This window comes from Pseudomonas sp. Root401 (assembly GCF_001425105.1).
GTDB lineage: Bacteria > Pseudomonadota > Gammaproteobacteria > Pseudomonadales > Pseudomonadaceae > Aquipseudomonas > Aquipseudomonas brassicacearum.
This window is the reverse complement of record NZ_LMDO01000055.1, coordinates 115,638-139,435: the sequence shown is the minus strand read 5'-3', so window position 1 is coordinate 139,435 and position 23,798 is coordinate 115,638. Positions and strand designations below refer to the sequence as shown.

At 61.3% G+C, this 23,798-nt stretch carries 25 protein-coding genes; 2 read left to right on the top strand and 23 right to left on the bottom strand.

The window, feature by feature from the left end:
- Positions 1-35 precede the first annotated feature (35 nt).
- The 19 genes from ASC85_RS26765 to ASC85_RS26675 all read right to left on the bottom strand — a co-directional run bounded on the left by ASC85_RS26765 (position 36) and on the right by ASC85_RS26675 (position 15,564).
- Entirely contained in the window at positions 36-911 is an 876-nt protein-coding gene (locus ASC85_RS26765) for an SMP-30/gluconolactonase/LRE family protein (protein ID WP_057452034.1), read from the bottom strand.
- Positions 908-1,654 carry a FadR/GntR family transcriptional regulator gene (locus ASC85_RS26760; RefSeq protein ID WP_057452033.1) on the bottom strand — a complete coding sequence of 249 codons (747 nt, stop codon included), beginning with the start codon at positions 1,652-1,654 and terminating at the stop codon, positions 908-910. Before ASC85_RS26760 ends, ASC85_RS26765 begins: the two co-directional genes overlap by 4 nt.
- A 175-nt stretch (positions 1,655-1,829) precedes the next feature.
- On the bottom strand, positions 1,830-2,390 hold the full coding sequence (locus tag ASC85_RS26755; protein WP_013693990.1) for a DUF1285 domain-containing protein: 561 nt from the start codon (positions 2,388-2,390) through the stop codon (positions 1,830-1,832).
- 15 nt (positions 2,391-2,405) lie between these two features.
- Positions 2,406-3,011: a DUF4823 domain-containing protein gene (locus ASC85_RS26750; protein WP_003204236.1), complete on the bottom strand. Its 606-nt coding sequence runs from the start codon at positions 3,009-3,011 to the stop codon at positions 2,406-2,408.
- A 229-nt stretch (positions 3,012-3,240) separates the two neighbouring features.
- On the bottom strand, positions 3,241-4,209 hold the full coding sequence (locus ASC85_RS26745) for a GTP 3',8-cyclase MoaA (protein ID WP_057452032.1): 969 nt from the start codon (positions 4,207-4,209) through the stop codon (positions 3,241-3,243).
- A gap of 153 nt (positions 4,210-4,362) precedes the next feature.
- Entirely contained in the window at positions 4,363-5,001 is a 639-nt protein-coding gene (locus ASC85_RS26740; RefSeq protein WP_003204240.1) for a TetR/AcrR family transcriptional regulator, read from the bottom strand.
- Positions 5,002-5,385: 384 nt separating this feature from the next.
- A complete protein-coding gene (locus ASC85_RS26735; protein WP_018613583.1) occupies positions 5,386-6,180 on the bottom strand; it encodes a TatD family hydrolase in 795 nt (264 codons plus the stop codon).
- A gap of 11 nt (positions 6,181-6,191) precedes the next feature.
- Entirely contained in the window at positions 6,192-6,548 is a 357-nt protein-coding gene (locus ASC85_RS26730; protein ID WP_003204243.1) for a PilZ domain-containing protein, read from the bottom strand.
- A 65-nt stretch (positions 6,549-6,613) separates the two neighbouring features.
- Entirely contained in the window at positions 6,614-7,600 is a 987-nt protein-coding gene (locus tag ASC85_RS26725) for a DNA polymerase III subunit delta' (protein WP_057452031.1), read from the bottom strand.
- Positions 7,593-8,225, bottom strand: a complete 633-nt coding sequence (gene tmk / locus ASC85_RS26720; RefSeq protein WP_018613575.1) for a dTMP kinase — start codon at positions 8,223-8,225, stop codon at positions 7,593-7,595. The genes ASC85_RS26725 and tmk overlap by 8 nt, the downstream gene beginning before the upstream one ends.
- Positions 8,226-8,244: 19 nt before the next feature.
- Entirely contained in the window at positions 8,245-9,405 is a 1,161-nt protein-coding gene (gene mltG, locus ASC85_RS26715; RefSeq protein WP_057452030.1) for an endolytic transglycosylase MltG, read from the bottom strand.
- Positions 9,406-9,408: 3 nt separating this feature from the next.
- Positions 9,409-10,224 (bottom strand): aminodeoxychorismate lyase, encoded by an 816-nt coding sequence (pabC, locus tag ASC85_RS26710; RefSeq protein WP_057452029.1) that lies wholly within the window; start codon positions 10,222-10,224, stop codon positions 9,409-9,411.
- Positions 10,224-11,468, bottom strand: a complete 1,245-nt coding sequence (gene fabF, locus ASC85_RS26705; protein WP_018613569.1) for a beta-ketoacyl-ACP synthase II — start codon at positions 11,466-11,468, stop codon at positions 10,224-10,226. The genes pabC and fabF overlap by 1 nt, the downstream gene beginning before the upstream one ends.
- 108 nt (positions 11,469-11,576) lie before the next feature.
- Positions 11,577-11,813, bottom strand: coding sequence for an acyl carrier protein (acpP, locus tag ASC85_RS26700; protein ID WP_003175607.1), 237 nt, complete (start codon positions 11,811-11,813; stop codon positions 11,577-11,579).
- A 191-nt stretch (positions 11,814-12,004) separates the two neighbouring features.
- Positions 12,005-12,748, bottom strand: a complete 744-nt coding sequence (fabG, locus tag ASC85_RS26695; protein WP_057452028.1) for a 3-oxoacyl-ACP reductase FabG — start codon at positions 12,746-12,748, stop codon at positions 12,005-12,007.
- A gap of 15 nt (positions 12,749-12,763) precedes the next feature.
- Positions 12,764-13,702 carry an ACP S-malonyltransferase gene (gene fabD / locus ASC85_RS26690; protein ID WP_057452027.1) on the bottom strand — a complete coding sequence of 313 codons (939 nt, stop codon included), beginning with the start codon at positions 13,700-13,702 and terminating at the stop codon, positions 12,764-12,766.
- Between the two features lie 123 nt (positions 13,703-13,825).
- Positions 13,826-14,836: a phosphate acyltransferase PlsX gene (plsX, locus tag ASC85_RS26685; protein WP_082534508.1), complete on the bottom strand. Its 1,011-nt coding sequence runs from the start codon at positions 14,834-14,836 to the stop codon at positions 13,826-13,828.
- 4 nt (positions 14,837-14,840) lie between these two features.
- Positions 14,841-15,023 carry a 50S ribosomal protein L32 gene (gene rpmF / locus ASC85_RS26680; protein WP_003179396.1) on the bottom strand — a complete coding sequence of 61 codons (183 nt, stop codon included), beginning with the start codon at positions 15,021-15,023 and terminating at the stop codon, positions 14,841-14,843.
- A gap of 13 nt (positions 15,024-15,036) precedes the next feature.
- Complete coding sequence (locus ASC85_RS26675) at positions 15,037-15,564, bottom strand: YceD family protein (protein ID WP_003204262.1); 528 nt, start codon at positions 15,562-15,564, stop codon at positions 15,037-15,039.
- A 105-nt stretch (positions 15,565-15,669) separates the two neighbouring features.
- Between ASC85_RS26675 and ASC85_RS26670 the strand changes: the two genes are divergently transcribed.
- On the top strand, positions 15,670-16,248 hold the full coding sequence (locus ASC85_RS26670) for a Maf family protein (protein WP_057452025.1): 579 nt from the start codon (positions 15,670-15,672) through the stop codon (positions 16,246-16,248).
- A 90-nt stretch (positions 16,249-16,338) separates the two neighbouring features.
- On the opposite strand, the gene ASC85_RS26665 is transcribed toward ASC85_RS26670, so the two are convergent.
- The 3 genes from ASC85_RS26665 to rluC are packed head-to-tail and all read right to left on the bottom strand — an operon-like array spanning position 16,339 to position 18,957.
- Positions 16,339-17,328 (bottom strand): S49 family peptidase, encoded by a 990-nt coding sequence (locus ASC85_RS26665; protein WP_057452024.1) that lies wholly within the window; start codon positions 17,326-17,328, stop codon positions 16,339-16,341.
- 20 nt (positions 17,329-17,348) lie between these two features.
- Positions 17,349-18,011, bottom strand: a complete 663-nt coding sequence (locus ASC85_RS26660; RefSeq protein WP_057452023.1) for an HAD-IA family hydrolase — start codon at positions 18,009-18,011, stop codon at positions 17,349-17,351.
- On the bottom strand, positions 18,001-18,957 hold the full coding sequence (rluC, locus tag ASC85_RS26655; protein WP_057452110.1) for a 23S rRNA pseudouridine(955/2504/2580) synthase RluC: 957 nt from the start codon (positions 18,955-18,957) through the stop codon (positions 18,001-18,003). The genes ASC85_RS26660 and rluC overlap by 11 nt, the downstream gene beginning before the upstream one ends.
- Positions 18,958-19,656: 699 nt before the next feature.
- On the opposite strand from rluC, the gene rne reads away from it, so the two are divergent.
- Entirely contained in the window at positions 19,657-22,851 is a 3,195-nt protein-coding gene (rne, locus tag ASC85_RS26650) for a ribonuclease E (protein WP_057452022.1), read from the top strand.
- Positions 22,852-23,197: 346 nt separating this feature from the next.
- Here the strand turns inward: rne and ASC85_RS26645 are convergent, their stop codons facing one another.
- The gene (locus ASC85_RS26645; protein WP_057452021.1) at positions 23,198-23,788 is read right to left on the bottom strand and encodes a nucleotidyltransferase family protein; all 591 of its coding nucleotides are present in this window, start codon (positions 23,786-23,788) and stop codon (positions 23,198-23,200) included.
- Positions 23,789-23,798 lie beyond the last annotated feature (10 nt).

The window sequence follows — 23,798 nt, the reverse complement described above, 5'->3', positions numbered from 1 at the left end:
CTCAATATATATATTTACATCCCATATTTTGGGATTCACCCTGCAAACCTTGTACACGCCACACCAGGCACGTCGACACGCATCGACAGTACGGCACCGTCCAGCGGATGACCCAATGGGCTCGCCGCGCTGGTGATGTACAACGTCTTGAGGTCTTCGCCGCCGAACACACAACTGGTCGGGCGGCTGACGGGCAGTTCGATCACCCGATCGACCTGCCCGTTGGGGTTCAGCCGCAACAGGCAACTGCCGTCCCAGCGGGCGTTCCAGATATAACCCCGGGCATCCATCGCCGAACCATCCGGGCCGCCACGGGGATGGGGGCCGAACCAGACTTCGGCAGGCGCCAGGTTGCCCTCGGGGTAGATAAAGTGCCGATACAACGTGCCATCCAGGCTCTCGCCGAAATACACCGTGGTGCCATCGGGGCTCCAGAGCAACGTGTTCGGAATGCCCAGCCCGCGCAACAAGGGCATGACCCGGCCATCACCGGCGACGCGAAACAGCCCGCCGGAGCGCCGCTCGACCGGCAAGTCCTCGCCTTCGTCACCGATATTGTTCTGCATGGTGCCAAGCCACAGTTGGCCCAGGCCGTCGCAACGGGCCTCGTTGGGACGATTGCCTGGCTGGGGATCGGCCATGCACAGCAGTGTCAGGCGCGGTTCCAGGCCCGGAGAATCGAGATCGAGGCGGTAGACCCCGCTGCTCAGGGTCACCAGGGCGTCGCCACTCTGGGTCGGAATGAAAGCGGACACATGCTCGGGCATCTGCCAGATCTGTACGTTGGCGCCGATCAGCCGCAGCGCCTGCTTGCCGGCGATATCGACCCAATACAACGCCTGGGTCGGCTCGTCCCAGAAGGGCCCCTCGCCCAACTTCGCCCGGTGTTCCGTCACAGCCGTCCACTTCATTGAAACCTCCCGTTCCCGGCTTGCCCGGCAGCGTCGGTTCGACCGGCCATGACATTGGGGTAAAAGCGTTTGATCGCCAGGTCAGCGTTATCGATCAGGGTCATGCAGGCCCAGACGCCACGCGCCGCGTCACGGGCGGCGATGGCGTCGGCGATGTCCTTGTGGATGGGCAAGGTGCGGCGCAGCTCATCCGGGTCGGCCGCCGATACTTCGAACGACACCGCCAGCAACGCACCGAGGGCCGGGACCATTTGCTCGATGAACTGATTATGGCTGGCGGCCAGGATGCACTCATGGAAAAACTGGTCGGCGCGGTTGTAATCGGCGCCGCTGTCCACGGCGCGCTCCAGCGCATGGTAGGCCAGGCGGATCGCCTGCACCTGATCGGCCGTGGCCCGCTCGCAGGCCCAGCGCACCGCCATTGGCTCGATGGTGCGACGCAGGTCCAGCAAGTCATCGACAAAATTTTCCGGCAGGCCGCTGCGTGACAGCCAGCCAACCACTTGGGGGTCGAACAGGTTCCAGCGCCGCACCGGCAACACCCGAGTGCCGACTTTCGGCCCGACTTCCAGCATGCCTTTGGCCACCAGGGTCTTGATCGCCTCGCGAATCACCGTGCGACTGACGCCCAGTTGCTCGCCCAAGTCCGCCTCGACCTTGATGGTTTGCCCAGGCTTGACCTGGCCGGCGGCGATCCAGCTCCCCAGCCAATCGACGGTCGATGCATGAAAACTGCTGGACATGAAAACCCCGCGGGCCACTCTTATTGGAGGCCCACGCTAATCATCATACGATTGGGTGTCAATTTGAATTTTACTTGGCCACTGTGGGAGCGAGCCTGCTCGCGATAGCGGTGGGTCAGCTGAGAAGATGTTGGATGGTCCGGCGCCTTCGCGAGCAGGCTCGCTCACACAGGGTTTACGGTTCCAGGCCGATGGGGAAGAACTCGCCGCCGCTCCACACGCCCAACCAGCGCTGCCCGTCGATCTCGCGGCTGACCGCCAGTTCCACTAGTTGGTAGAACACATTGCGATGGATCAGTGCTTCGAGATTGCTGCGCACATGCACGTAGGGCGCGGGTTCCTGGGTCTGGGGATCGATCACCACCCGCAGCGGATGCTCGGCACCGGCCTCAGTGGTTTCCTCGACATTGGTGGTGAAGCGCAACAGCTGCCCTTCCCCCTGCCCTTCGACCTCAAGGGTCACGGCCACGAACGGCGCATCGTCGACCTTGATGCCGACTTTTTCCACAGGGGTAATCAGGAAGTAATCATCGCCGTCGCGGCGGATGATGGTGGAGAACAGCTTGACCATCGGCTTTCGCCCGATGGGCGTGCCCAGGTAATACCAGGTGCCATCCCGGGCGATGCGCATGTCGATGTCGCCGCAGAAGTCGGGGTTCCACAAGTGGACCGGCGGCAGGCCTTTGGTCTTGGGGATCTGCCCCAGCAAGTCATTGGCTTTTTGCGGTCCGCTCATGGTGACTCCTTATATTTATTCGTCGCTCATCCCCAGCAGGCTGCGGGCATATTCACGCAAAGGCGTGGCGATGAGGTCTTGTGGCTGCTTGTCGTGCAACGTCAGTAAACCGCCACGACTCTTGATCCGTGCAGTATCAATCAAATACTGGGTGCTGGTCTCGATCAACATGATTTGAATCACGCTGGTATCGACACCCAGGCGATCCAAGGCTTCTTCATCCTGCCATTCGTCAGTATTGCCGATGCGGTTGTCAGCCTTGGCGAAGCGGGTGTACAGCAAATAATGGGCGCCGGCGGAACGGGCCTCGCCCATGGCCTGGTCGAGGCCTTCGGGAACGCGGGCGCGACGGACCATGGGGAAATATTCGATGAAGCCATTGAAGGCTTCTTCGGCCACGACGTTGGGACGCGGGTAAGCACTGCCTGGCGGAGCAAAGGCGCCCTGGGCGATGTAGATGAACGAGTCGGGCTGAATACGCAGGTTGTTCACACGACGGCTGTCGCTATGGTCCAGCAGGCCGGCGTCGCTCATGTGATAACGAACGCCCTCTCCCATGTCGCTGACATTCATGCAGCCACCAAGCGCCAAAACGGCCAGCAGCAAAACCAGGCTACGCATCCTACCCTCCAAAAAACCGGTGTCGGAAAACCGGCGAATGGTCGTGGGATGCAGCTTTTGCGCCAGCTTGCAGGATGAAGGCGCGCAGTAACCCGTAGGAGCTGCCGAAGGCTGCGATCTTTTGAGCTTGATCTACCGGGCGTTCGCTCACGACTCAATGGCTTGGATAAAGATCGCAGCCTCGTTGCACTCGGCAGCTCCTACAGCAGAGTGCACCTGGTCGAGCCGGTCAGCCGCCGATGATTTTCATGATGGTCGCGCCGCCGGAGAATGCCACTTCCTGCTTGTCCCCCAACGCCTTGACCAACAAGCGCTGAAGCGCCGGCAAGGCCTGGTGGCGAGGCTTGTCCAGCAGGTCACCGACGAAGTGACGGTTACTCGACGACAGGCAGCCATGCAGCCAACCCGTGGAAGACAACCGCAACCGTGAGCAGGTACGGCAGAAAGGCACGCTTTCGTTGGCGATCACGCCAAAGTGCCCCAGCCCCGGTATCTCATAGCGCACCGCCGTGGCATCCACCGGCGCATCGGCTTGCAGGTATTCGTACTGATCGCCGATCAGGCTGAGCAGTTGCTGGAGGCTGACGAACTGCTGCAGGAAAGCGTTGGAATCGCTGGCCAGGTGCCCCATGCGCATCAACTCGATGAAACGCAACTCATAGCCACGTTCCAGGCAGTATTCGAGCAAAGGCATCACCTGGTCCAGGTTCTGCCCGCGCAACGGCACCATATTGACCTTGATCTTCATCCCGGCGGCCCGGGCCTGTTCCATGCCATCGAGTACAGTCGCCAGGTCGCCGCCACGGGCGATACTGCGAAACGCGGAGGGGTCCAGGGTGTCGAGGGAAACGTTGATGCGACGGATACCGGCGTCTACCAGCAACGGCAGCTTTTTCGCCAGCAACTGGCCATTGGTGGTCAGGCTGATGTCCTCCAGGCCCATCTGCCCTACCGCCATCATGAAACGCTCGAGCTTGGGGCTGACCAACGGTTCGCCGCCAGTGATGCGCAGCCGCTCGATGCCGGCGGCCTCGATCAAATAAGCCACGCCGCGCGCCATGGCCTCGGCCGACAGCTCATCCTGCGCAGCCACCAACCGCTTGCCATCAGGCACGCAGTAGGTACAGGCGTAATTGCAGGCGGAGGTCAGGCTGATCCGCAAATTACGGAAACGCCTGCCTTGACGGTCAACGATCATGGATCACTCCGGCACAAGAAAAATCGGACTCGCGGAAATTGACCTAGAAATCAAGATTTCGCAAGACCCAAGCCTGAGTATATTACTGGGACACTGCGCCATGTAAGCGGACATGGCGCAATAAGGCAGCTGAATGTCTTGGCCTGTGCGGCCTTAGCTGCTCGGGACGTCGGTATCGCGCTTGCGCTTGTTGCCCATGCGCACGCCGATGTCCATCAGGAACTGGAAGAAACCTTCCTGGTCTTCCAGCACGTTGCTCCAGAACGGCGAGTGATACAGCGCCACCGCGCCGTGCACCAGCGCCCAAGCGGCGCAGTAATGGAAATAAGGCGGCACGTCTTCAAGCTTGCCTTCGCTGATCCGGCCCTTGATCAGCAGGGTCAGGCGTTCGAAGTTCGAGGCGCGGATCTTGTGCAACTCCTCGACCATCTCCGGCACCTGGTTGCCCTTGACCACCTTCTCTTCCAGGCGATCGAACAAGCGGTAGCGCTGCGGGTCGCGCATGCGGAACTCGAAGTAGGCCCGGGACAGGGCCTCCTTGTCCTTGTCCACATCGGCCGAGTGCAGCAGCTCGTTCAAATCGCGCTCGTAGTCGAGCATCAGGCGCAGGTAGATCTCCGCCTTGGATTTGAAATGTTTATAAATCGTGCCTTTGCCGATACCCACGGCATCCGCAATCATCTCGACGGTGACACTGTCTTCACCCTGGTCGAGGAACAACTTGAGCGCGGTGTCGAGAATTTCCTGCTCGCGGCGGCGAAACTCACGGACCTTACGGGGTTCTTTGTGCATAAGAAAAAGGTCTGAAGGGTCAAAATTCGAAGCCGGGTATTATGCCTAACTTACGCAAAAATGCACGGATCATCCGTTCTCGGCCACTGTTCTTCACAAAACCGTACACACCCGGCTCGCCGTTTCTCACGCCAATGCGCCGCGCCTGCGAGCTTTGGCGACAGTGAGAACTTATCCGAAGCGAGCGTATTCCAAATTTGTTTAAAAACCGCCCCGGCCAGACTGGACGGGTTGGCATACTGATCAATACTTGAACTGTCGGCGCGACATCTCCCCCAAGTGACGCGCTGATAAAGGTACCAACGGACCGCGTGCCTTTGTTTTACTCCTAATGGTCTTAACCCGGATTCACCCCCCAGAACCCGGGTTTTTTTTGCATGGAATTCAGGCTTGCGCCGGACGCACATGAGCCAGCGGAAACAATTGCTTAAAATTTTCCGTCGTCTGCTCGGCAAACCGCTCGTAGGACTCACCGCGCAGCATTGCCAGAAACTCCGCCACCTCCCGTACGTATTGCGGAAGGTTCGGCTTGCCACGATAGGGAATGGGCGCAAGGTAAGGCGAGTCGGTCTCCACCAACAGCCGATCAGCCGGCACTTTGCTGGCAACGTCGCGCAATGCATCGGCATTACGGAACGTGACAATCCCGGACAAGGAAATGTAATAGCCCATGTCCAGGGCGGCCTTGGCCATGTCCCAGTCTTCGGTGAAGCAATGCAGCACCCCGGCCTGGGGCAGCGCGGCGTCACGCAGCAAGGCCAGGGTGTCGGCCCGGGCGCCACGGGTGTGGATGATCACCGGCTTGCCGGTCTGCCGGGCGGCCTCCAGGTGCAGCCGGAACGACGCCTGCTGCACGTCGGCGGCTTCCGGTTCGTAGTGATAGTCCAAGCCGGTTTCGCCGATGGCGACTACCCGTGGATGGTCCAGCTCACGCAACAGCCAATCGAGCGCCGGCGCGGCGTCAGGCTGGACATCCAGCGGGTGAACACCGACCGAGCAATCGACATCGGCATAACGTTCGGCCAGGGCCTTGACGTCGGCGGCGTTGTCGACGCTGACGCCAATGCACAGGAAATGACCGACACCTCGTTCACGGGCCGCGTCCAGCGCAGCATCCAGGGAGCCGCCATGGGCAGCGAGGTCGAGACGGTCAAGGTGACAATGGGAATCTACAAGCATAAAAGGCCGGGCTACATCGTATGGGTGGGACGGTCGGACTTCAGGGAGCCGGCCAAGTGGGTTTCGATCTGATTGCGGGCGGAATTGTCGCCGTCGCTGAATTGCACGCCGACGCCGGCGGCCCGGTTGCCCTGGGCCCCTTTGGGCGTCATCCAGATTACCTTGCCGGCAACCGGGATCTTTTCCGCTTCATCCATCAGGCTCAAGAGCATGAACACTTCATCGCCCAAGCGATAATTCTTGTTGGTCGGAATGAACAGGCCGCCGTTCTTGATGAAGGGCATGTAGGCGGCGTAGAGCACCGACTTGTCCTTGATGGTCAGGGACAGGATGCCGTTGCGTGGCCCGGGACTGACAGGTTCGTTCATGCTGATCTCCGCTGCGATTGAGCTGAGTTTAGTGTCCTGTATCACAGGACACTAGGCCGTGTCTGTCAGTTTCGACCAGGCAAACTCGCCCACTGCACCAACAGCGCCTCGAGCAACAGCACCCGATTGAGGTTCGCTTTGCCCAGCACCTTCTGACGTTGGGCAAGAATCCAGTCCTGAATGTTCAAGATTTTATCCTGGCCGCTTTTTTGCGCCAGGTACTGGATCACCTTGCGCATGTCCGCCAACCCCAGGCCAGCCTCGTCCTCGGTCAATTGGTAACGCAGGATCAGGCTCGACCAGTCGCAGAACCAGTCAAACAGCAAGAGCAACGGGATCGCGTTCCAACCCTCGGCCAGTTGCGTGGGGGATTGCTGCTGCTTGAGCAGTTTCTTGACCCCGTCCACCACCAGGGCCCGCTGCTCCCGCACGCCCTGGGCCTGAAGGCTGACAGCCGCCAGGGGCGAGCCGGCCGCCAGGGTCAGCAACTCGACACGCTCTTCGTCGCTGCTGTCGGGCAAGGCCTGGGCCAGCCACTGCAAGCTCATCGCCTCGCTCGGCAGCGGGCAGGCCTGTTGCACGCAGCGACTCTTGATGGTCGGCAGCAAGCGACTCGGCTGGTGGCTGACCAGCAGCAACACGGTGTCGCCGGAAGGCTCTTCAAGACTTTTGAGCAAGGCGTTGGCGGCGTTGATGTTCATCGACTCGACCGGCTCGATCAGCACCACCTTGCGCCCGCCCATCTGCGAGGTCTGGACCACGAAGCTGACCAGGTCCCGAACCTGGTCGACCTTGATCGCCTTGTCCGCCTCTTCCGGTTCCAGCACGTAATTATCGGGATGGCTGCCCGCCTTGAGCAGCAGGCAGGACTTGCACTCGCCGCAGGCATTCGAGACACCCGGGCGCTGGCACAGCAGGCTGGCCATCAGGCGCTCGGCCAGCGCCCGCTTGCCGATGCCGGCCGGGCCATGCAACAGATAGGCGTGGGCATGCTGGGCACGACCGGCCAGTTGCTGCCAGAGGCCGTCTTGCCAGGGATAGGCTTCAGCCACGGACACGCTCCAGCAAACGCGGCAGCAAGCCGTCCAGGGACTGTTGGACCTGGGCCAGCGGTTGCGCGGCATCGATCAGCAGGTAACGCGCCGGATCGGCCTTGGCGCGACTCAGGAAAGCACTGCGCACGGCATTGAAGAAAGCCTGGCCCTCAAGCTCGAAACGATCCAGCCGACCACGGGCACTGGCGCGGGCCAGGCCGATTTCCACCGGCAGGTCGAACACCAGGGTCAGGTCTGGCCGCAGGTCACCTTGGACGAAGGTTTCCAACGCAGCGATGCGCTCCACGGACAAGCCCCGGCCGCCGCCCTGGTAAGCATAGGTCGAATCGGTAAAACGATCGCAGAGCACCACCGCGCCACGGGCCAGCGCCGGGCGAATCACCTCGGCCAAGTGCTGTGCCCTGGCCGCGAACACCAGCAACAGCTCGGTGTCGGGGTTCATGACCTCTTCAATGGGCGCCAGCAGCACCTCGCGAATTCGCTCGGCCAGCGGCGTACCGCCCGGCTCGCGGGTCAACACCACCTCGATGCCAGCCGCCCGCAGGCGTTCGGCCAGGTATTCGCGGTTAGTGCTCTTGCCGGCGCCTTCCGGGCCTTCCAGCGTTATAAACAAGCCAGTCACAGGCGATCCTTAATCAAAGTCATTGCGGGCTCGGCGGCTCGCTGGCATCCGGTTCGGGAGCAGGCACTTGGGGCGGCACCTGGGGTACAGCGTCGGGCGCCGTGTCGGGTGATGCCGCGGGAATGGGTGCCTGCTCGTCCGATGTTGCCGGGGCCGGGCTGGAGCGGTAATCGGCACGGCGCTTGAGTTGGAATTCGCGCACCGCGTTGTTGTGCGACTCCAGGTCATCGGAAAACACGTGGCTGCCGTCACCGCGCGCGACGAAGTAAAGGCTGTTGCCCGACACCGGGTTCAATGCCGCATGAATCGCTTCGCGCCCCACCATCGCAATCGGCGTCGGCGGCAAGCCCGGGATCATGTAGGTGTTATAGGGGTTTTCTTCTTTCAGATGGGCGCGGGTGAGCTTGCCGGTGTAGCGCTCGCCCAGACCATAGATCACCGTGGGGTCAGTCTGCAGCAGCATGCCCAGGCGCATGCGCCGCACAAAGACGCCGGCAATCTGCCCGCGCTCCTGGGGCACGCCGGTTTCCTTCTCCACCAACGACGCCATGATCAGCGCCTGATACGGCTGGGTATAAGGTACATCGGCGGCACGCTGTGCCCACTCCTTGGCGAGCACGTCTTCCAGGCGGTCGTAGGCTTTTTGCAGCAGGTCGACATCCGAGGTGCCACGCACGAAGCGATAGGTGTCCGGAAAGAATCGGCCTTCGGGGAATATCCCGGAGTGACCAAGACGGTCCATGACCTGGCTGTCGCTCAGGCCGGTGAGGGTCTGCTGGAGTTTTTCATCCTTGGCCAGTGCGGCGCGCACCTGGCGGAAGTTCCAACCCTCCACCAGCGTCACGCTGTACTGCACCACTTCGCCGCGCTTCCAGACACCGATCAGGCCTTCCATGGTCATGCCCGGCACCAGCCGATATTCACCGGAGTGCAACGGCTGGCCAGCGAGATTGAAGCGCCAATAGATCCGCAGCCAGAAGGCGTCCTTGATCAGGCCATCGGCTTCGAGGCGCTTGAGGGTTCCGGTCGGGGTAGTCCCGTTGGGCACGTCCAGCAATTCTTCCTGGGTGATGTTCAGCGGCTGTTGCAGCGCCGAATGAATCTTCCAGGCCGAAGCGCCCAACAACAGCCCTGCCAGAACCAGTCCGGTCTCCAGCAGCAGCAAGAATTTACGTCTCACGAATCAAACATCCAATAGCGCACGGGCAAGGGTTTGCAGTTTACGGGTGAGCGGGCCAACCGACCAGCGCGCCGAACCGCATCCGCGTACCGGCCACACGCCATAAACGCTGTTGCAGACGAAGACTTCATCAGCCTGGTGCAGCTGTTCGAGACTGATGTCCGTGATTTGCGTGGCGATGCCCAGGGACTTGGCTTGAAACAATAATTCTGCACGCATCACGCCGGCCACCCCGCAACGGCTCAGGTCCGCCGTGAACAACACGCCATCGCGCACCAGGAACAGGTTGCTGAACACACCTTCGATCACCCGTCCGGACGTATCCAGCATCAAGCCTTCGGCGTACTGCCCATCACTCCATTCGGCACGAGCCAGCACTTGTTCCAGGCGATTGAGATGCTTGAGGCCGGCGAGCAAGGGCTGCTCGGACAACCGCACGCTGCAAGGAAACAGAAGAACGCCTTGTTCGCCATGGGTGGCGGGGTAAGCGGCTGGCGGGCTCCCTTGCAGGATGCGCCGGGCCGGGGTCGAGGGATCAGCGGCATAACCGCGCAGACTGTCGCCACGGGTGACGATCAGCTTCAACACGCCGGCGCCCAGGCACCGAGCATAGGCACTGAGCTCAGCGCTCAACGCGCTCATGTCGACATTGAGCGCCAACCGCCGGCAACCGGTTTCCAGGCGTTGCAGGTGACGGTCCAGCAACACTGGCCCGCCAGCGTGCACGGCGAGGGTTTCGAACAACCCATCGCCGTAAGCCAGGCCGCGATCTTTCAGCGACAGGACGTCGGCCGGCTGACCGTCGACCCAGCTTTCCATCAACCGGCGAACCGGCGGAACACCAGCGAACCGTTGGTCCCGCCAAAGCCGAAGGAGTTGGACAGCACCACATCGATGTCCATGCTGCGGGCAGTGTGCGGCACGAAGTCCAGATCGCAGCCTTCGTCCGGCTCATCGAGGTTGATGGTCGGCGGCGCGGTCTGGCTGTTGATCGCCAGGACGCTGAAAATCGCTTCCACCGCCCCTGCCGCACCCAGCAGGTGACCGGTCATGGACTTGGTCGAGCTGACCGCCAGCTTGTAGGCGTGCTCGCCGAACACGGTCTTGATCGCCTGGGCTTCGGCCAGGTCGCCGGCCGGGGTCGAAGTGCCGTGGGCGTTGATGTACTGCACCTGCTCGCCGTTGAGCTTCGCATCACGCAAGGCGTTGGCGATGCAACGGGCGGCACCGGCGCCATCGGCTGGTGGCGACGTCATGTGGTACGCATCGCCACTGGTGCCAAAGCCGATCAGTTCGGCGTAGATGGTCGCGCCGCGCGCCTTGGCGTGCTCCAGTTCCTCGAGCACCAGCGCACCGGCACCGTCGGACAGCACGAAGCCATCGCGGCCCTTGTCCCACGGCCGGCTCGCGCGGGCGGGCTCGTCGTTGCGGGTCGACAGCGCACGGGAAGCGCCAAAGCCACCCATGCCCAGGCCGCAAGCCGCCATCTCGGCGCCGCCGGCAATCATCACGTCGGCTTCGTCGTACATGATGTTGCGCGCGGCCATGCCGATGCAGTGGGTACCGGTGGTGCACGCCGTGGCAATGGCGTAGTTGGGTCCCTGGGCACCCAGGTGGATGGACAGGAAACCGGAAATCATATTGATGATCGAGCCCGGCACGAAGAACGGAGAAATCCGTCGCGGCCCCGATTCGTGCAGCGTGCGGCTGGTTTCTTCGATATTGGTCAAGCCGCCAATACCCGAACCCATGGCCACGCCGATGCGTTCACGGTTGGCGTCGGTGACTTCCAGCCCGGCGTTGCGCACTGCCTGGAAACCGGCTGCCAAGCCGTATTGAATGAACAGGTCAAGCTTGCGAGCTTCCTTGACCGACAGGTATTCCTCGACATTGAAGCCCTTTACCGAGCCGCCAAAACGGGTGGAATAGGCAGAAAGGTCGGTGTGTTCGATCAGACCAATGCCACTGCGGCCAGCCAGAATGCCCTGCCAACTGCTCGGCACATCCGTGCCCAGTGGCGATAACATACCCATACCGGTGACTACGACGCGTCTACGCGACACAGCACTCTCCTTTTTCTAATGACGACTTTGCATCAGGCCTAAAGAAAAAACCGCACGCCGTGATGGCAGTGCGGTTTTTCCATGACAGCTAGCGACGACTAAAAACGATTACGCCTGGTGGCTGGTAACGTAGTCGATAGCAGCTTGTACAGTAGTGATCTTCTCAGCTTCTTCGTCAGGAATCTCGGTCTCGAATTCCTCTTCCAGAGCCATCACCAGCTCAACAGTGTCAAGGGAGTCGGCACCCAGGTCTTCAACGAAGGAAGCGGTGTTAACAACTTCTTCTTCTTTAACGCCCAGTTGCTCGGCAACGATTTTCTTGACGCGCTCTTCGATGGTGCTCATACCTTGTTTTCACTCCTAATGGACAAATTCAGGCAGCTGGCCGGTGGGTAAGTGTATAGAAGAACTTTTCGGTTTTTCAACCGAAAGCTTCACTCCTCAAACCCTGCGGCCCGCCGTCTATAAATTGATTGCAGCTTTATAACGGATTTTAGACAGCTCGTATGACATTTTTTTGAAGCAATCCGTCACATTTAACTCATGTACATCCCGCCGTTTACCGGGATTGTAGCCCCGGTCACGTATGCCGCACCGTCCGACGCAAGAAAAGCGACCACGGACGCGATTTCTTGAGCTTGCCCCAGACGACCCAGCGGAATCTGCGTCAACAAGGCTTCACGCTGTGCTTCTGGCAGTCCACGGGTCATGTCGGTGTCGATGAAACCCGGTGCAACCGAGTTTACCGTAATCGAGCGCGAACCCACTTCACGCGCCAGCGCACGGCTGAAACCTTCCAGACCGGCCTTCGCCGCAGCATAGTTTACTTGGCCTGCGTTGCCCATGGCACCCACAACCGAACCGATACTGATAATTCGACCCCAGCGAGCCTTGGTCATGCCACGCAAAACGCCCTTGGACAGCCGGTACAGACTGTTCAGGTTGGTGTCGATCACGTCGAACCATTCGTCATCTTTCATGCGCATCATCAGGTTATCGCGGGTGATACCGGCATTATTGACCAGGATCGCCGGCGCACCGAACTGCTCCTGAATGCCTGCCAGCACCGCCGCAACGGATTCGTCGCTGGTGACGTTCAGCTCCAGGCCGGTGCCTTGGATGCCATTTTCCTTCAGGGTCGCGGCGATACGCTCGGCGCCCGAAGCGGAAGTCGCGGTGCCGATAACGATGGCGCCTTGACGACCCAGTTCCAGGGCGATGGCCTGGCCGATGCCACGGCTTGCACCGGTCACCAGTGCAACTTTACCTTGCAGACTCATGCAAGCTTCTCCTGTTCAGGCCTGCGCTGCACGGGCGGCAGCGAAGGCGTCTGGGGTGTTGAGGTTGGAAGTCGACACGCCTTCGGCGCAGCGTTTGTTCAGGCCTGCCAGCACTTTGCCAGGGCCGCATTCGACCAGCTCGGTCGCGCCCTTGGCCGCCAGGGTCTGCACCGATTCGACCCAGCGAACCGGCTTGTAGAGTTGCTCCAGCAGATCACGCTTGAGGGTCTCGAGATCCGGCGCCACGTTGGCGCTGACGTTCTGCACCACGGGAATCTGCGGGGCCTGCCAGTCGATGGCGGCGATGGATTCGGCAAAGCGCTCGGCAGCCGGACGCATCAGTTCGCAGTGCGACGGCACGCTGACCGGCAGTGGCATGGCGCGCTTGGCGCCACGGACCTTGCAGCCCTCGATGGCGCGCTCGACAGCGGCCTTGGCACCGGCGATGACCACTTGGCCCGGGGAGTTGAAGTTCACCGCACTGACCACATCGCCTTGCGCCGCTTCGGCACAGGCGGCCAGCACATCGGCGTCTTCCAGACCGAGGATCGCGGCCATGCCGCCCTGCCCGGCCGGAACCGCTTCCTGCATCAACTGGCCACGACGCTCCACCAGCTTCACCGCGTCGCCCAGGCTCAGGCTGCCAGCGGCTACGAGGGCGCTGTATTCGCCCAGGCTGTGACCGGCGACGAATGCCGGGCGCGCGCCGCCTTCAGCCAGCCACAGGCGCCACAATGCGATCGAGGCGGTCAGGATGGCTGGTTGGGTTTTATCGGTTTGATTGAGGCGCTCTTCCGGCCCTTGCTGGGTCAGTGCCCAGAGGTCATAGCCGAGCGCATCGGAAGCTTCTTTGAATGTTTCGAGGATCAGCGGGTATTGCGCGCCCAGCTCGGCCAGCATGCCGAGGGACTGCGAGCCCTGTCCTGGAAAGACGAATGCGAGGGAAGCAGACATGAAAACAAAGCCCCTAATGATCTTGTCGTCAAAAATTGACGCCCCTGGGGGCGTTAGCAAACTGAAAGTTGGATGGCGGCTTGAACCGACCGGTCACATTTAAGCATTGTCGGACGAAAACGCCTAAGTTAACAAATCCTCGAGGCGACCATGCAGGCGCTCCGGCAGGTTTTCCTGGATCTCGATCACCGCTCGGTTGATCGCACTCTGGAAACCCTGCACGCCCGCCGAACCATGGCTCTTGATCACGATACCCTGCAACCCGAGAAAACTCGCACCGTTGTGCCGCGCCGGCGCCAGGTCGGCCTGCAACCGGCGCATCAACGGCAACGCCAGGGCGCCGACCACCCGCGAGGCCAGGCTCTGCTTGAACAAGGTCTCGATACGCTGGCCGATCATGGTCGCCAGGCCTTCGCTGGACTTGAGCAGGATATTGCCGACGAAGCCATCACATACCACCACATCGGCCTCGCCACGGTACAAGCCATCGCCTTCGACAAAGCCGATGTAGTTGATGCCCCGCGCGCCCTGCAGCAGCGTGGCCGCCAGCTTGACCTGCTGGTTGCCCTTGATGTCTTCGGTGCCGATGTTCAGCAACGCCACACGAGGGCGCACGATGCCCAGGGTTTCTGCCGCGACCGAGCCCATCACCGCAAATTGCAGCAAATGCTCGGCACTGCAATCGACGTTGGCCCCCAGGTCGAGCAACTGACAAAATCCGCGCTGGGTCGGAATCGCCGCCACCATCGCGGGCCGGTCGATACCCGGCAAGGTCTTGAGCACGTAGCGCGACAGCGCCATCAGCGCACCGGTATTGCCAGCGCTGACGCAGGCCTGGACCTTGCCATCGCGCAGCAGCTCAAGGGCTACCCGCATCGAGGCGTCAGGCTTGCCGCGCAGGGCCTGGGCCGGCTTTTCGTCCATGGTGATGATTTCGGACGCCGGGGTGATAGTCAGGCGCGCGCGATCGACAGCCGATTGGCCGCTGAGCATTTCTTCCAGGAGGGAGGGTTGACCGACGAGGGTCAGGTGCAGCGAGGGTGTAGCATTCAGACAAGCAAGGCTGGCCTGAACAATGCTGCGGGGACCGAAGTCCCCGCCCATTGCGTCAATCGCGATGACTTGAGCGGACAAGTGATTACTCGTCAGCGCCCTTGTCGATCACTTTACGGCCACGGTATACGCCTTCTGGCGATACGTGGTGACGCAGGTGAACTTCACCAGTGGTTTTTTCTACGGACAGGGTGCTAGCCTCGAGAGCGTCGTGCGAACGGCGCATGTCACGGGCAGAGCGGGATTTTTTGTTCTGCTGAACAGCCATAATTGATTAACTCCTAAACGTTTGGGTCACGCTTTAACTGCGCCAATACACTGAACGGGTTGGACCGCGTTACCTCGTCCTCGCTCGGTTCGGGCTCATCTGCTCCCGCCGGCTGCTGGCATTCTTCCGGATGATGAGCAGGCACAATGGGCAAGGCGAGCAGAAGCTCCTCCTCGATCAGTGACTGCAGATCCAATGGATCTTCGCCCAGTTCCAGCACGTCATAACCTTTCGGCAACGACTGGGTATTCGCACCCTCCTTCACCACGGCGTAACTGCATTCGCTGTGGATCGGCAGGGTGACCAGCTCAAGACAACGCTGGCAAACCATTTTGACTTCAGTGTCGATAAAGCTGTGGATAACCACAGATTTACGTTCATCTCGTTCAAAAACGAATTTGGCCTGGACCGTACCGACATCGTCGGAAAGCGGGTCGCAGAGTCTCTTCAAATCGGCCAGCAGCAGTTCACCTTGAAGGGTGGTGCCACGGTCAGCCAATTTGCGCGGGTCAACGTGAGGTGGAATCGGGTCATTCAACATAGGCGCAGCATTATAGGGATGCCCCCGGCCATGTCAAAGGAAATTCAGCCCTGTCCGTCACTTGCGCGCCTCGCTAGAATTCAGCCCTGCCTTTTGGAGCCGCCCATGCTGCCTTTATTACTTGCCTCAAGCTCGGTCTATCGCCGGGAATTGCTTGCCCGCCTGGGACTACCGTTCGTCTGCTGCTCACCCGACATCGACGAAAGCCATCGCCCCGGCGAGCCCGCCCTTGATCTGGTCAAGCGCCTGGCCCGGGAAAAAGCCCTGGCACTGGCCGACAGCCACCCGGCGCACCTGATCATCGGTTCAGACCAGGTCGCCGTGCTCGGCGAACGCATCCTGGGCAAGCCTCACACCTTCGAGAACGCTCGCGAGCAACTGCTGGCTGCCAGCGGCGCCAAGGTCACGTTCCTGACCGGCCTGGCACTGCTCAACAGCCAGACCGGCGCCTGCCAGGTCGACTGCATTCCGTTTACCGTTACCATGCGCACCCTGGACCCAGAGCGCGTCGAACGCTACCTGCGGGCCGAGCAACCCTACGACTGCGCCGGCAGCTTCAAGGCCGAAGGACTTGGCGTGAGCCTGTTCCAGAGCACCGAAGGGCCGGACGCCACCAGCCTGGTCGGGCTGCCACTGATTCGTCTTGTGGATATGTTGCTGGCCGAGGGTCTGCAGGTACCCTGAGAAGCGACGCCTGAGTACAGCAGACTCAACATGCAACTTGTGACAAGGGGATTTATCCCCTCGCCACAGAGGATCGCGCGAGCCAACAAGCTAGCGCAGTGCGGGCCCCTGGAACCCCATCCACATCGCCAGACGCTCGGCAATGCTGGCGCCCAGTTTTTTCGAGAAGCGGTCGATCGGCGATTCTTCGATGGTGAAATCCACCAACTCCTTTTCACCAATCACGTCCCGAGCCACCGAACTGGCGCTGCCCAGGCCATCGATCAAGCCCAGTGGCAACGCTTGCTCGCCCGACCAGACCAGCCCGGAGAACAGCTCCGGATGCTCCTTGTCTTTCAGCCGCTCGCCCCGCCCCTTCTTGACGCTGGCGATGAACTGTTTATGGGTGGTGTCGAGCACGCCCTGCCAGAACACCGTCTCCTCGGGCTTTTGCGGCTGGAACGGATCAAGGAAGGACTTGTGCTCGCCCGCGGTATAGACCCGGCGCTCCACCCCAAGCTTGCCCAGCGTCTCGACGAAGCCATAACCGGCCGCCGTCACGCCAATGGAGCCCACCAGGCTGGCCTTGTCGGCATAGATCTGGTCCGCCGCACTGGCAATGTAATAGGCACCAGAGGCGCCGAGATCGGAAATCACCGCGTAGACCTTGATATCCGGATGCGCCGCACGCAAGCGGACGATTTCGTCATAGACGTAGCCAGCCTGCACCGGGCTGCCACCCGGACTGTTGATGCGCAGCACCACGCCTTTGACCTTCGAATCTTCGAACGCGGCCCGCAGACTGCCGATGATATTGTCCGCGCTGGCCGCTTCCTTGTCGGCAATCATGCCCTCGATGTCGATGACCGCCGTATAGGCCGCACCACCTCCCGGACTCTTCTTCCCATCAAGCGCCTGGAAGATCATCGCCAAGCCGAAAAACAGATAGATGAAGACCAGGCACTTGAAGAAGATCCCCCAGCGGCGCGCACGACGCTGTTCCTCCACCCCAGCCAGCAGGGTCTTTTCCAGCAGTTTCCAGCTTTTATCATCACCGTTGTCAGCGCTCGCCTTGGCCGGTGCCTTCCATTCATCGGTCATACATGCATCCTCAACAGACTTTAATCGGCGCGCTGGCTCAGCCAGGCGTGCAATTCAGGAAAATGGTCAATCGCCAGTCGCGGCTCGAACGCCTTGAGTGCCTCGATGGACTGCGCACCATAGCTGACAGCCACCGACCCCATGCCGGCATTGCGGGCCATCTGCAGGTCGAACGAAGAATCCCCCACCATCAACGCCTGCGCAGGCCGCATTTCACAATGAGCCAGTATCTGCTCGAGCATCAGAGGATGCGGCTTGCTGGCTGTCTCATCGGCGGCACGGGTGATTTCGAAGTAATTGTCCCAACCATGGGCCTTCAATACTCGATCCAACCCACGGCGAGCCTTGCCGGTCGCGACCGCCAAGCGATAACCCTCGCCTTTCAAGGTTTCAAGGGTATGAACCACGCCCTCGAACAACGGTGAAGGCTCGGCCTCCAGCGCAATGTAGTGATCGGCATAGTGCTGGCGAAAAACCACCAGCTCATCATCGTCAATGTCCGGATACAAACTGCGAATCGCTTCCGGCAACCCCAGGCCGATGATGCCCTTCACCGCGAAATCGTCGCACCGGGCAAAACCCGAGCGATCCGACGCGACATGCATCGACTCCACGATCCGACCGATGGAATCGGCAAGAGTGCCATCCCAATCGAAGATCAGCAGTTTGTAGTCAGGATGCACTCAACCGCTCCACGGTCTTGGCCCACATGTCATCCACCGGGGCCTGCAATTTCAGCTCGCCACCATCGGGCAGCGGCACGGTCAGCATGTAAGCGTGGAGAAATAGGCGCTTGCCGCCCAGATCGCGGATTTCCTTGGTGAAATCATCATCGCCGTATTTGCTGTCACCGGCAATGCAATGCCCGGCATGCAAGGTGTGAACACGGATCTGGTGAGTACGCCCGGTCACGGGCTTGGCCTCGATCAGGGTGGCGAAGTCGTCGAAACGGCGCAATACCTTGAACACCGTCAGCGCCTCCTTGCCTTCCTCATTGACTTCGACCATGCGCTCGCCGGAACGCAGGTTGCTCTTGAGCAACGGCGCACGGACTTGCTTGATGGAGGTTTCCCAGCGACCACGCACCAGCGCCATGTAGCGCTTGTCGACGCCGTCGCCGCGCAATTGCTCGTGCAGGTGGCGCAACATGCTGCGTTTCTTGGCAATCATCAGCAGGCCGGAAGTGTCGCGGTCGAGGCGATGGACCAGCTCCAGCTCCTTGGCGTCCGGACGCAACTGACGAAAGGCTTCGATCACACCGAAATTCAGGCCGCTGCCACCGTGAACCGCAATGCCCGCGGGCTTGTTGATCACGATCAGGGCTTTGTCTTCATAGATAATCGAGGCTTCAAGGCGCTGCAGCAGCCCCTGGGCCAGGGGCACCGGCTCATCGCGCTCGGGCACGCGAACCGGCGGCACGCGCACGATGTCACCAGCCTGGAGTTTGTACTCGGGCTTGATCCGACCTTTGTTCACCCGCACTTCGCCTTTGCGCAAAATGCGGTAGATCAAGGTCTTGGGCACGCCTTTGAGCCGGGCCAGCAGGAAGTTATCGATTCGTTGGCCGGCATATTCCGGCGAGACCTCGAGCAGTTGAACGGCTGGGGTCGAAGGGGCAGTAGTTGTCATGGCGGCGATCATAACAATTTTTTATGGAATTGAAGCACTTAATCATTGCTGCTATAGTCGCGAACGCCGCCAAAAGTGGCTGGACAGTGGACTAACGGTCAAAAACCGGCCCTGACCAACGCAATTCACGAGGACGAGAGGCCGTCCTACGGGGCTTTCGCTACGTAACGGTAGAGTTTTCAGGTGTAACGAGCGCAGGTGACATGAGGCCTGAAATACGCCGCAAAGCAGAGTTTTGACTCGCCTTGCGCGCCACATTCACGGCCAGTTCACAAAGTGCAGTCAGCTGCGGACGACCCCGAGCGAATGTTTCGGAAACAACGCCTAAATTAGCCATGATGCGTGACCTCCCCTTCCGGAGCTCACGGTAAATGCCAACCCGCTGCGGATTCTGCGCGCGGCAGCACCCGAATTATCAGGGATACGTGTAGGGTGGAGATGTACAACCGTCGGACTGTGTAGCACTAGGCTTATATTTAGACGCTTCATCTCGTCCACAGGCGCCGGTTGATTCCTCCTCCTGACTGAGTGCTTGAGTACCAGCAAGCAGGACGCGTCCGTCGCGACTTCGCCATCATTGGGTCGAACTCGCTGGACACTGGAGTGGCCTTGCCATCTCCAGGACGCACCTGACACCGACCGTGAGAAGTCGTGTGTGCCGAACGCCGTTTCCGGCAGCCCGGAAACCGACGGTACTACATGAAAAGAATGCTGATTAACGCAACTCAACCCGAAGAGTTGCGTGTTGCACTGGTAGACGGCCAGCGCCTCTACGACCTGGATATCGAATCCGGTGCACGCGAGCAGAAGAAGGCCAACATCTATAAAGGCCGGATTACTCGCATCGAACCAAGCCTTGAGGCTGCCTTTGTCGATTTCGGCTCCGAGCGCCACGGCTTCCTGCCCCTCAAAGAAATCTCCCGCGAATACTTCAAGAAGGCCCCTGAAGGCCGCGTCAACATCAAGGACGTCCTGAGCGAAGGCCAGGAAGTCATCGTTCAGGTCGAAAAAGAAGAACGTGGCAACAAGGGCGCCGCCCTGACCACCTTCATCAGCCTGGCCGGCCGTTACCTGGTCCTGATGCCGAACAACCCTCGCGCCGGTGGCATCTCCCGCCGCATCGAAGGCGAAGAGCGCAACGAACTGCGTGAAGCCTTGAACGGCCTGGTTGCCCCGGCTGACATGGGCCTGATCGTGCGCACTGCTGGCCTTGGCCGCAGCAGCGAAGAAATGCAGTGGGACCTCGACTACCTGCTGCAACTGTGGACCGCCATCAAAGAAGCCTCGCTGGATCGCTCCGCGCCGTTCCTGATCTACCAGGAAAGCAACGTGATCATCCGCGCCATCCGCGATTACCTGCGCCAGGACATCGGTGAAGTGCTGATCGACAGCGTCGAAGCCCAGGACGAAGCCCTGACCTTCATTCGCCAGGTGATGCCGCAGTACGCCAGCAAGATCAAGCTCTACGAAGACAGCGTTCCGCTGTTCAACCGTTTCCAGATCGAAAGCCAGATCGAGACCGCCTTCCAGCGCGTCGTCGAACTGCCGTCCGGCGGCTCCATCGTCATCGACCCGACCGAAGCCCTGGTGTCCATCGACATCAACTCGGCCCGCGCCACCAAAGGCAGCGACATCGAAGAAACCGCCCTGCAGACCAACCTTGAAGCGGCCGAGGAAATCGCCCGTCAGTTGCGCCTGCGCGACATCGGCGGCCTGATCGTCATCGACTTCATCGACATGACCCCGGCCAAGAACCAGCGCGCCGTGGAAGAAAAGGTCCGTGAATGCCTGGAAGCCGACCGCGCCCGCGTACAGGTCGGTCGCATCTCGCGCTTCGGCCTGCTGGAAATGTCCCGTCAGCGCCTGCGTCCGTCCCTGGGCGAAAGCAGCGGCATCGTTTGCCCGCGTTGCAACGGCACTGGCATCATCCGTGACGTCGAGTCGCTGTCCCTGGCGATCCTGCGCCTGATCGAAGAAGAAGCCCTGAAAGACCGCACCGCCGAAGTTCGCGCCCAGGTGCCGATCCCGGTGGCAGCGTTCCTGCTCAACGAAAAACGCAACTCGATCACCAAGATCGAACTGCGCACCCGTGCCCGTATCGTCATCCTGCCGAACGATCACCTCGAGACGCCGCACTTCGAAGTGCAGCGCCTGCGCGATGACAGCCCGGAAGCCCACACCAACCAGTCCAGCTACGAAATCGCTGCTGCCGCTGCCGAAGTGGAAGAAGTCCAGCCGGCCGCCGCCACTCGCACCCTGGTTCGCCAGGAAGCCGCGGTCAAGACCGCTCCGGCCCGCGCCAACGCTCCGGTTCCGACCGAAGTGGCCGCTCCGGTTGCCGCCCCGGCCGCCGCACCAGAACCAAGCCTGTTCAAAGGCCTGGTGAAGTCGCTGGTCAGCCTGTTCGCCACCAAGGAAGAACCAGCGGCCCCGGCCGTCGTCGCCAAGCCTGCCACGACCGAGCGTCCTGCCCGCAACGAAGAACGCCGTAACGGTCGCCAGCAGACCCGCAACCGCAACGGTCGTCGTGACGAAGAACGCAAGCCTCGCGAAGAGCGTGCACCGCGTGAAGAACGTGCGCCACGTGAGCCGCGTGAAGAGCGTCAGCCGCGCGAAGTTCGTGAGGAAGCGCCAGCCGTAGCCCGCGAAGAGCGTGCACCACGTCCGCCGCGTGAAGAACGCCAGCCGCGCGCACCGCGTGAAGATCGCAAGCCACGTGGCGAGCGTGAAGAACGTGTTCGCGAACTGCGCGAGCCACTGGATGCCGCCCCGGCTGCTGCCGCCGCCACCGCTGAAGAGCGTCCGGCTCGCCAGCCTCGTGAAGAACGTGCACCGCGTCCGCCACGTGAAGAGCGCCAGCCACGCGCCGAGCAGGCAGCCGCCGCTGCCAGCGAAGAAGAAGTACTGAACACCGAAGAGCAGTTGCAGGAAGACGGCCAGGACACCGCCGAAGGCGATCGTCCACGCCGCCGCTCCCGTGGCCAGCGTCGTCGCAGCAACCGTCGTGAGCGTCAGCGCGACGCCAACGGCAACGTGATCGAAGGTTCGGAAGAGTCCGAGTCCACCGAGAACGCTGAAGCGCCAAGCGCTGCCGACCTGGCTGCCGGCCTTGCCGTGACTGCCGCCGTTGCCAGCAGCGCGATCAGCGCCCCGGCCGAAGCCGAGGCTCACGAACAAGCCGAACGCGCTACCGCTGCCGTGGAAAGCTCGCCGGTTGAAGCGCCTGTGGTCGAAGCCACTACTCCGGTGGAAGCCACTGCTTCGCCAGAAGTGGAAGTCGCCCCGGTCCGTGAAGCCCAGGTTGCTGAAACTGAAGTGGTCGCCGAGCCTGCACCGGTCGTCGAGCAGCCAGTGGTAGCCGCTGAGCCGGCCTTCGAAGCACCGGCCGAGGAAAAGGCCCCAGAGCCTGCCCGCGAGGAGCAGACTGCGTTCAACTGGACCGCCGAGCCAGTTGCACCGGCACCTGTTGTCGAGCCTGAACCGACACCAGAGCCCGTGAAAGCGGTCGAGCCAGAAGTAGTCGAGCCTGCTCCAGTGGTCGAAGCACCCGTGGTTGTCGAAGCTCCTGCCCCGGTTGAAGAGCCAGCACCTGCCAGCGCCCTGACCGCGAATGGCCGCGCGCCGAACGATCCGCGCGAAGTGCGTCGTCGCAAGCGTGAAGCCGAGCGTCTGCAGAAGGAAGCCGAACAAGCTGCCGCTGCTGCCGCTCAAGCGCCTGCTGCCGAGCCAGCTCCAGTCGTGGAAGAAGTCGCCGAGGCAGCCCCTGCCCCGGTCGCCGAGACCCCGGCTGAATCGGCTCCGACGTTCGACGAACCTCAGCACACCGCTGAAGAAGTCGTACCGCGTCACACTGAAGCCCTGGAAAAAGAGCACGAGCCTAAACCTCACGCCTGATTCCACCGCCCAGTAAAAAGCCCCGCCTGGTCATGCCAGGCGGGGCTTTTTTATGCCTTCATACTTCTCCACAGTGGGTCTGGGGCCAGGCACAAAATTTATGCCCACTGAAAATCCAATGTGGGAGCYGAGCTTGCTCGCGATGGCGTMGGSTCAGCTTGCATCAATGSTGAATGCCAGTCCGCTATCGCGAGCAGGCTCGCTCCCACAGGGGGCCCGGGGTCGGGCACAAGACTTATATCCACTGAAAATCCAATGTGGGAGCCGAGCTTGCTCGCGATGGCGTMGGSTCAGCTTGCATCAATGCTGAATGTCAGCTCGTTCCCACACGGTTCTGCGTCGTCTGTTATTTGAAGGCCAGCGCCTCTGGCACATCGACATCCCATGTCACACCAGGGTCATCCACCGGCACTTCGACCACTTGCGCCCCGGCAAACAATACCTTGGCCCCCCGATCGCCGGTCAATGTCATCAGTTTCGGTCCAAACCCACGACCGAACCCCACCGGATGCCCGTACTCACCTGCCAGGACCGGCACGCTGATGCCGTCCGCACGGATCCCCGCCACCACCTGTTCGATGCTCGACGGCAGGATAAAAGGCATGTCGCCCAGCACCATCAGCCAGCCATCAAGGTCCGGGCAGGCCTGGACGCCTGCAGCAATGCTGTCGCCCAGGCCGGGCGAGTCCAGTTCCACGAAATCACAGCCATAGGCCTGGGCCATGCGAACGGCTTGCGGCCGCTCCCTACTCGTCACCAGCACGCGCTTTTCCAGGGCGGCAGGCAGATTCACCAGCACCTGTTCGATCACCGACCGCACGGCGCCGTCACGCCCGGTGCAATCAGCCAGCAATTTATCCTTGTCCGGGCCTGCAATCCGGCGGAAACGGCTGCCTGATCCGGCCGCCAGAATGATCACGCCAATCGACTCGCTCATACGCCCTCCT

What these genes read in the sequence shown, in the direction of transcription:
- ASC85_RS26765 (WP_057452034.1), bottom strand. Translation starts at nt 911, where the DNA reads ATGAAGTGGACGGCTGTGACGGAACACCGGGCGAAGTTGGGCGAGGGG.
- ASC85_RS26760 (WP_057452033.1), bottom strand. Translation starts at nt 1,654, where the DNA reads ATGTCCAGCAGTTTTCATGCATCGACCGTCGATTGGCTGGGGAGCTGG.
- ASC85_RS26755 (WP_013693990.1), bottom strand. Translation starts at nt 2,390, where the DNA reads ATGAGCGGACCGCAAAAAGCCAATGACTTGCTGGGGCAGATCCCCAAG.
- ASC85_RS26750 (WP_003204236.1), bottom strand. Translation starts at nt 3,011, where the DNA reads ATGCGTAGCCTGGTTTTGCTGCTGGCCGTTTTGGCGCTTGGTGGCTGC.
- ASC85_RS26745 (WP_057452032.1), bottom strand. Translation starts at nt 4,209, where the DNA reads ATGATCGTTGACCGTCAAGGCAGGCGTTTCCGTAATTTGCGGATCAGC.
- ASC85_RS26740 (WP_003204240.1), bottom strand. Translation starts at nt 5,001, where the DNA reads ATGCACAAAGAACCCCGTAAGGTCCGTGAGTTTCGCCGCCGCGAGCAG.
- ASC85_RS26735 (WP_018613583.1), bottom strand. Translation starts at nt 6,180, where the DNA reads ATGCTTGTAGATTCCCATTGTCACCTTGACCGTCTCGACCTCGCTGCC.
- ASC85_RS26730 (WP_003204243.1), bottom strand. Translation starts at nt 6,548, where the DNA reads ATGAACGAACCTGTCAGTCCCGGGCCACGCAACGGCATCCTGTCCCTG.
- pabC (WP_057452029.1), bottom strand. Translation starts at nt 10,224, where the DNA reads ATGGAAAGCTGGGTCGACGGTCAGCCGGCCGACGTCCTGTCGCTGAAA.
- acpP (WP_003175607.1), bottom strand. Translation starts at nt 11,813, where the DNA reads ATGAGCACCATCGAAGAGCGCGTCAAGAAAATCGTTGCCGAGCAACTG.
- fabG (WP_057452028.1), bottom strand. Translation starts at nt 12,748, where the DNA reads ATGAGTCTGCAAGGTAAAGTTGCACTGGTGACCGGTGCAAGCCGTGGC.
- fabD (WP_057452027.1), bottom strand. Translation starts at nt 13,702, where the DNA reads ATGTCTGCTTCCCTCGCATTCGTCTTTCCAGGACAGGGCTCGCAGTCC.
- rpmF (WP_003179396.1), bottom strand. Translation starts at nt 15,023, where the DNA reads ATGGCTGTTCAGCAGAACAAAAAATCCCGCTCTGCCCGTGACATGCGC.
- ASC85_RS26675 (WP_003204262.1), bottom strand. Translation starts at nt 15,564, where the DNA reads ATGTTGAATGACCCGATTCCACCTCACGTTGACCCGCGCAAATTGGCT.
- ASC85_RS26670 (WP_057452025.1), top strand. Translation starts at nt 15,670, where the DNA reads ATGCTGCCTTTATTACTTGCCTCAAGCTCGGTCTATCGCCGGGAATTG.
- ASC85_RS26665 (WP_057452024.1), bottom strand. Translation starts at nt 17,328, where the DNA reads ATGACCGATGAATGGAAGGCACCGGCCAAGGCGAGCGCTGACAACGGT.
- rluC (WP_057452110.1), bottom strand. Translation starts at nt 18,957, where the DNA reads ATGACAACTACTGCCCCTTCGACCCCAGCCGTTCAACTGCTCGAGGTC.
- rne (WP_057452022.1), top strand. Translation starts at nt 19,657, where the DNA reads ATGAAAAGAATGCTGATTAACGCAACTCAACCCGAAGAGTTGCGTGTT.
- ASC85_RS26645 (WP_057452021.1), bottom strand. Translation starts at nt 23,788, where the DNA reads ATGAGCGAGTCGATTGGCGTGATCATTCTGGCGGCCGGATCAGGCAGC.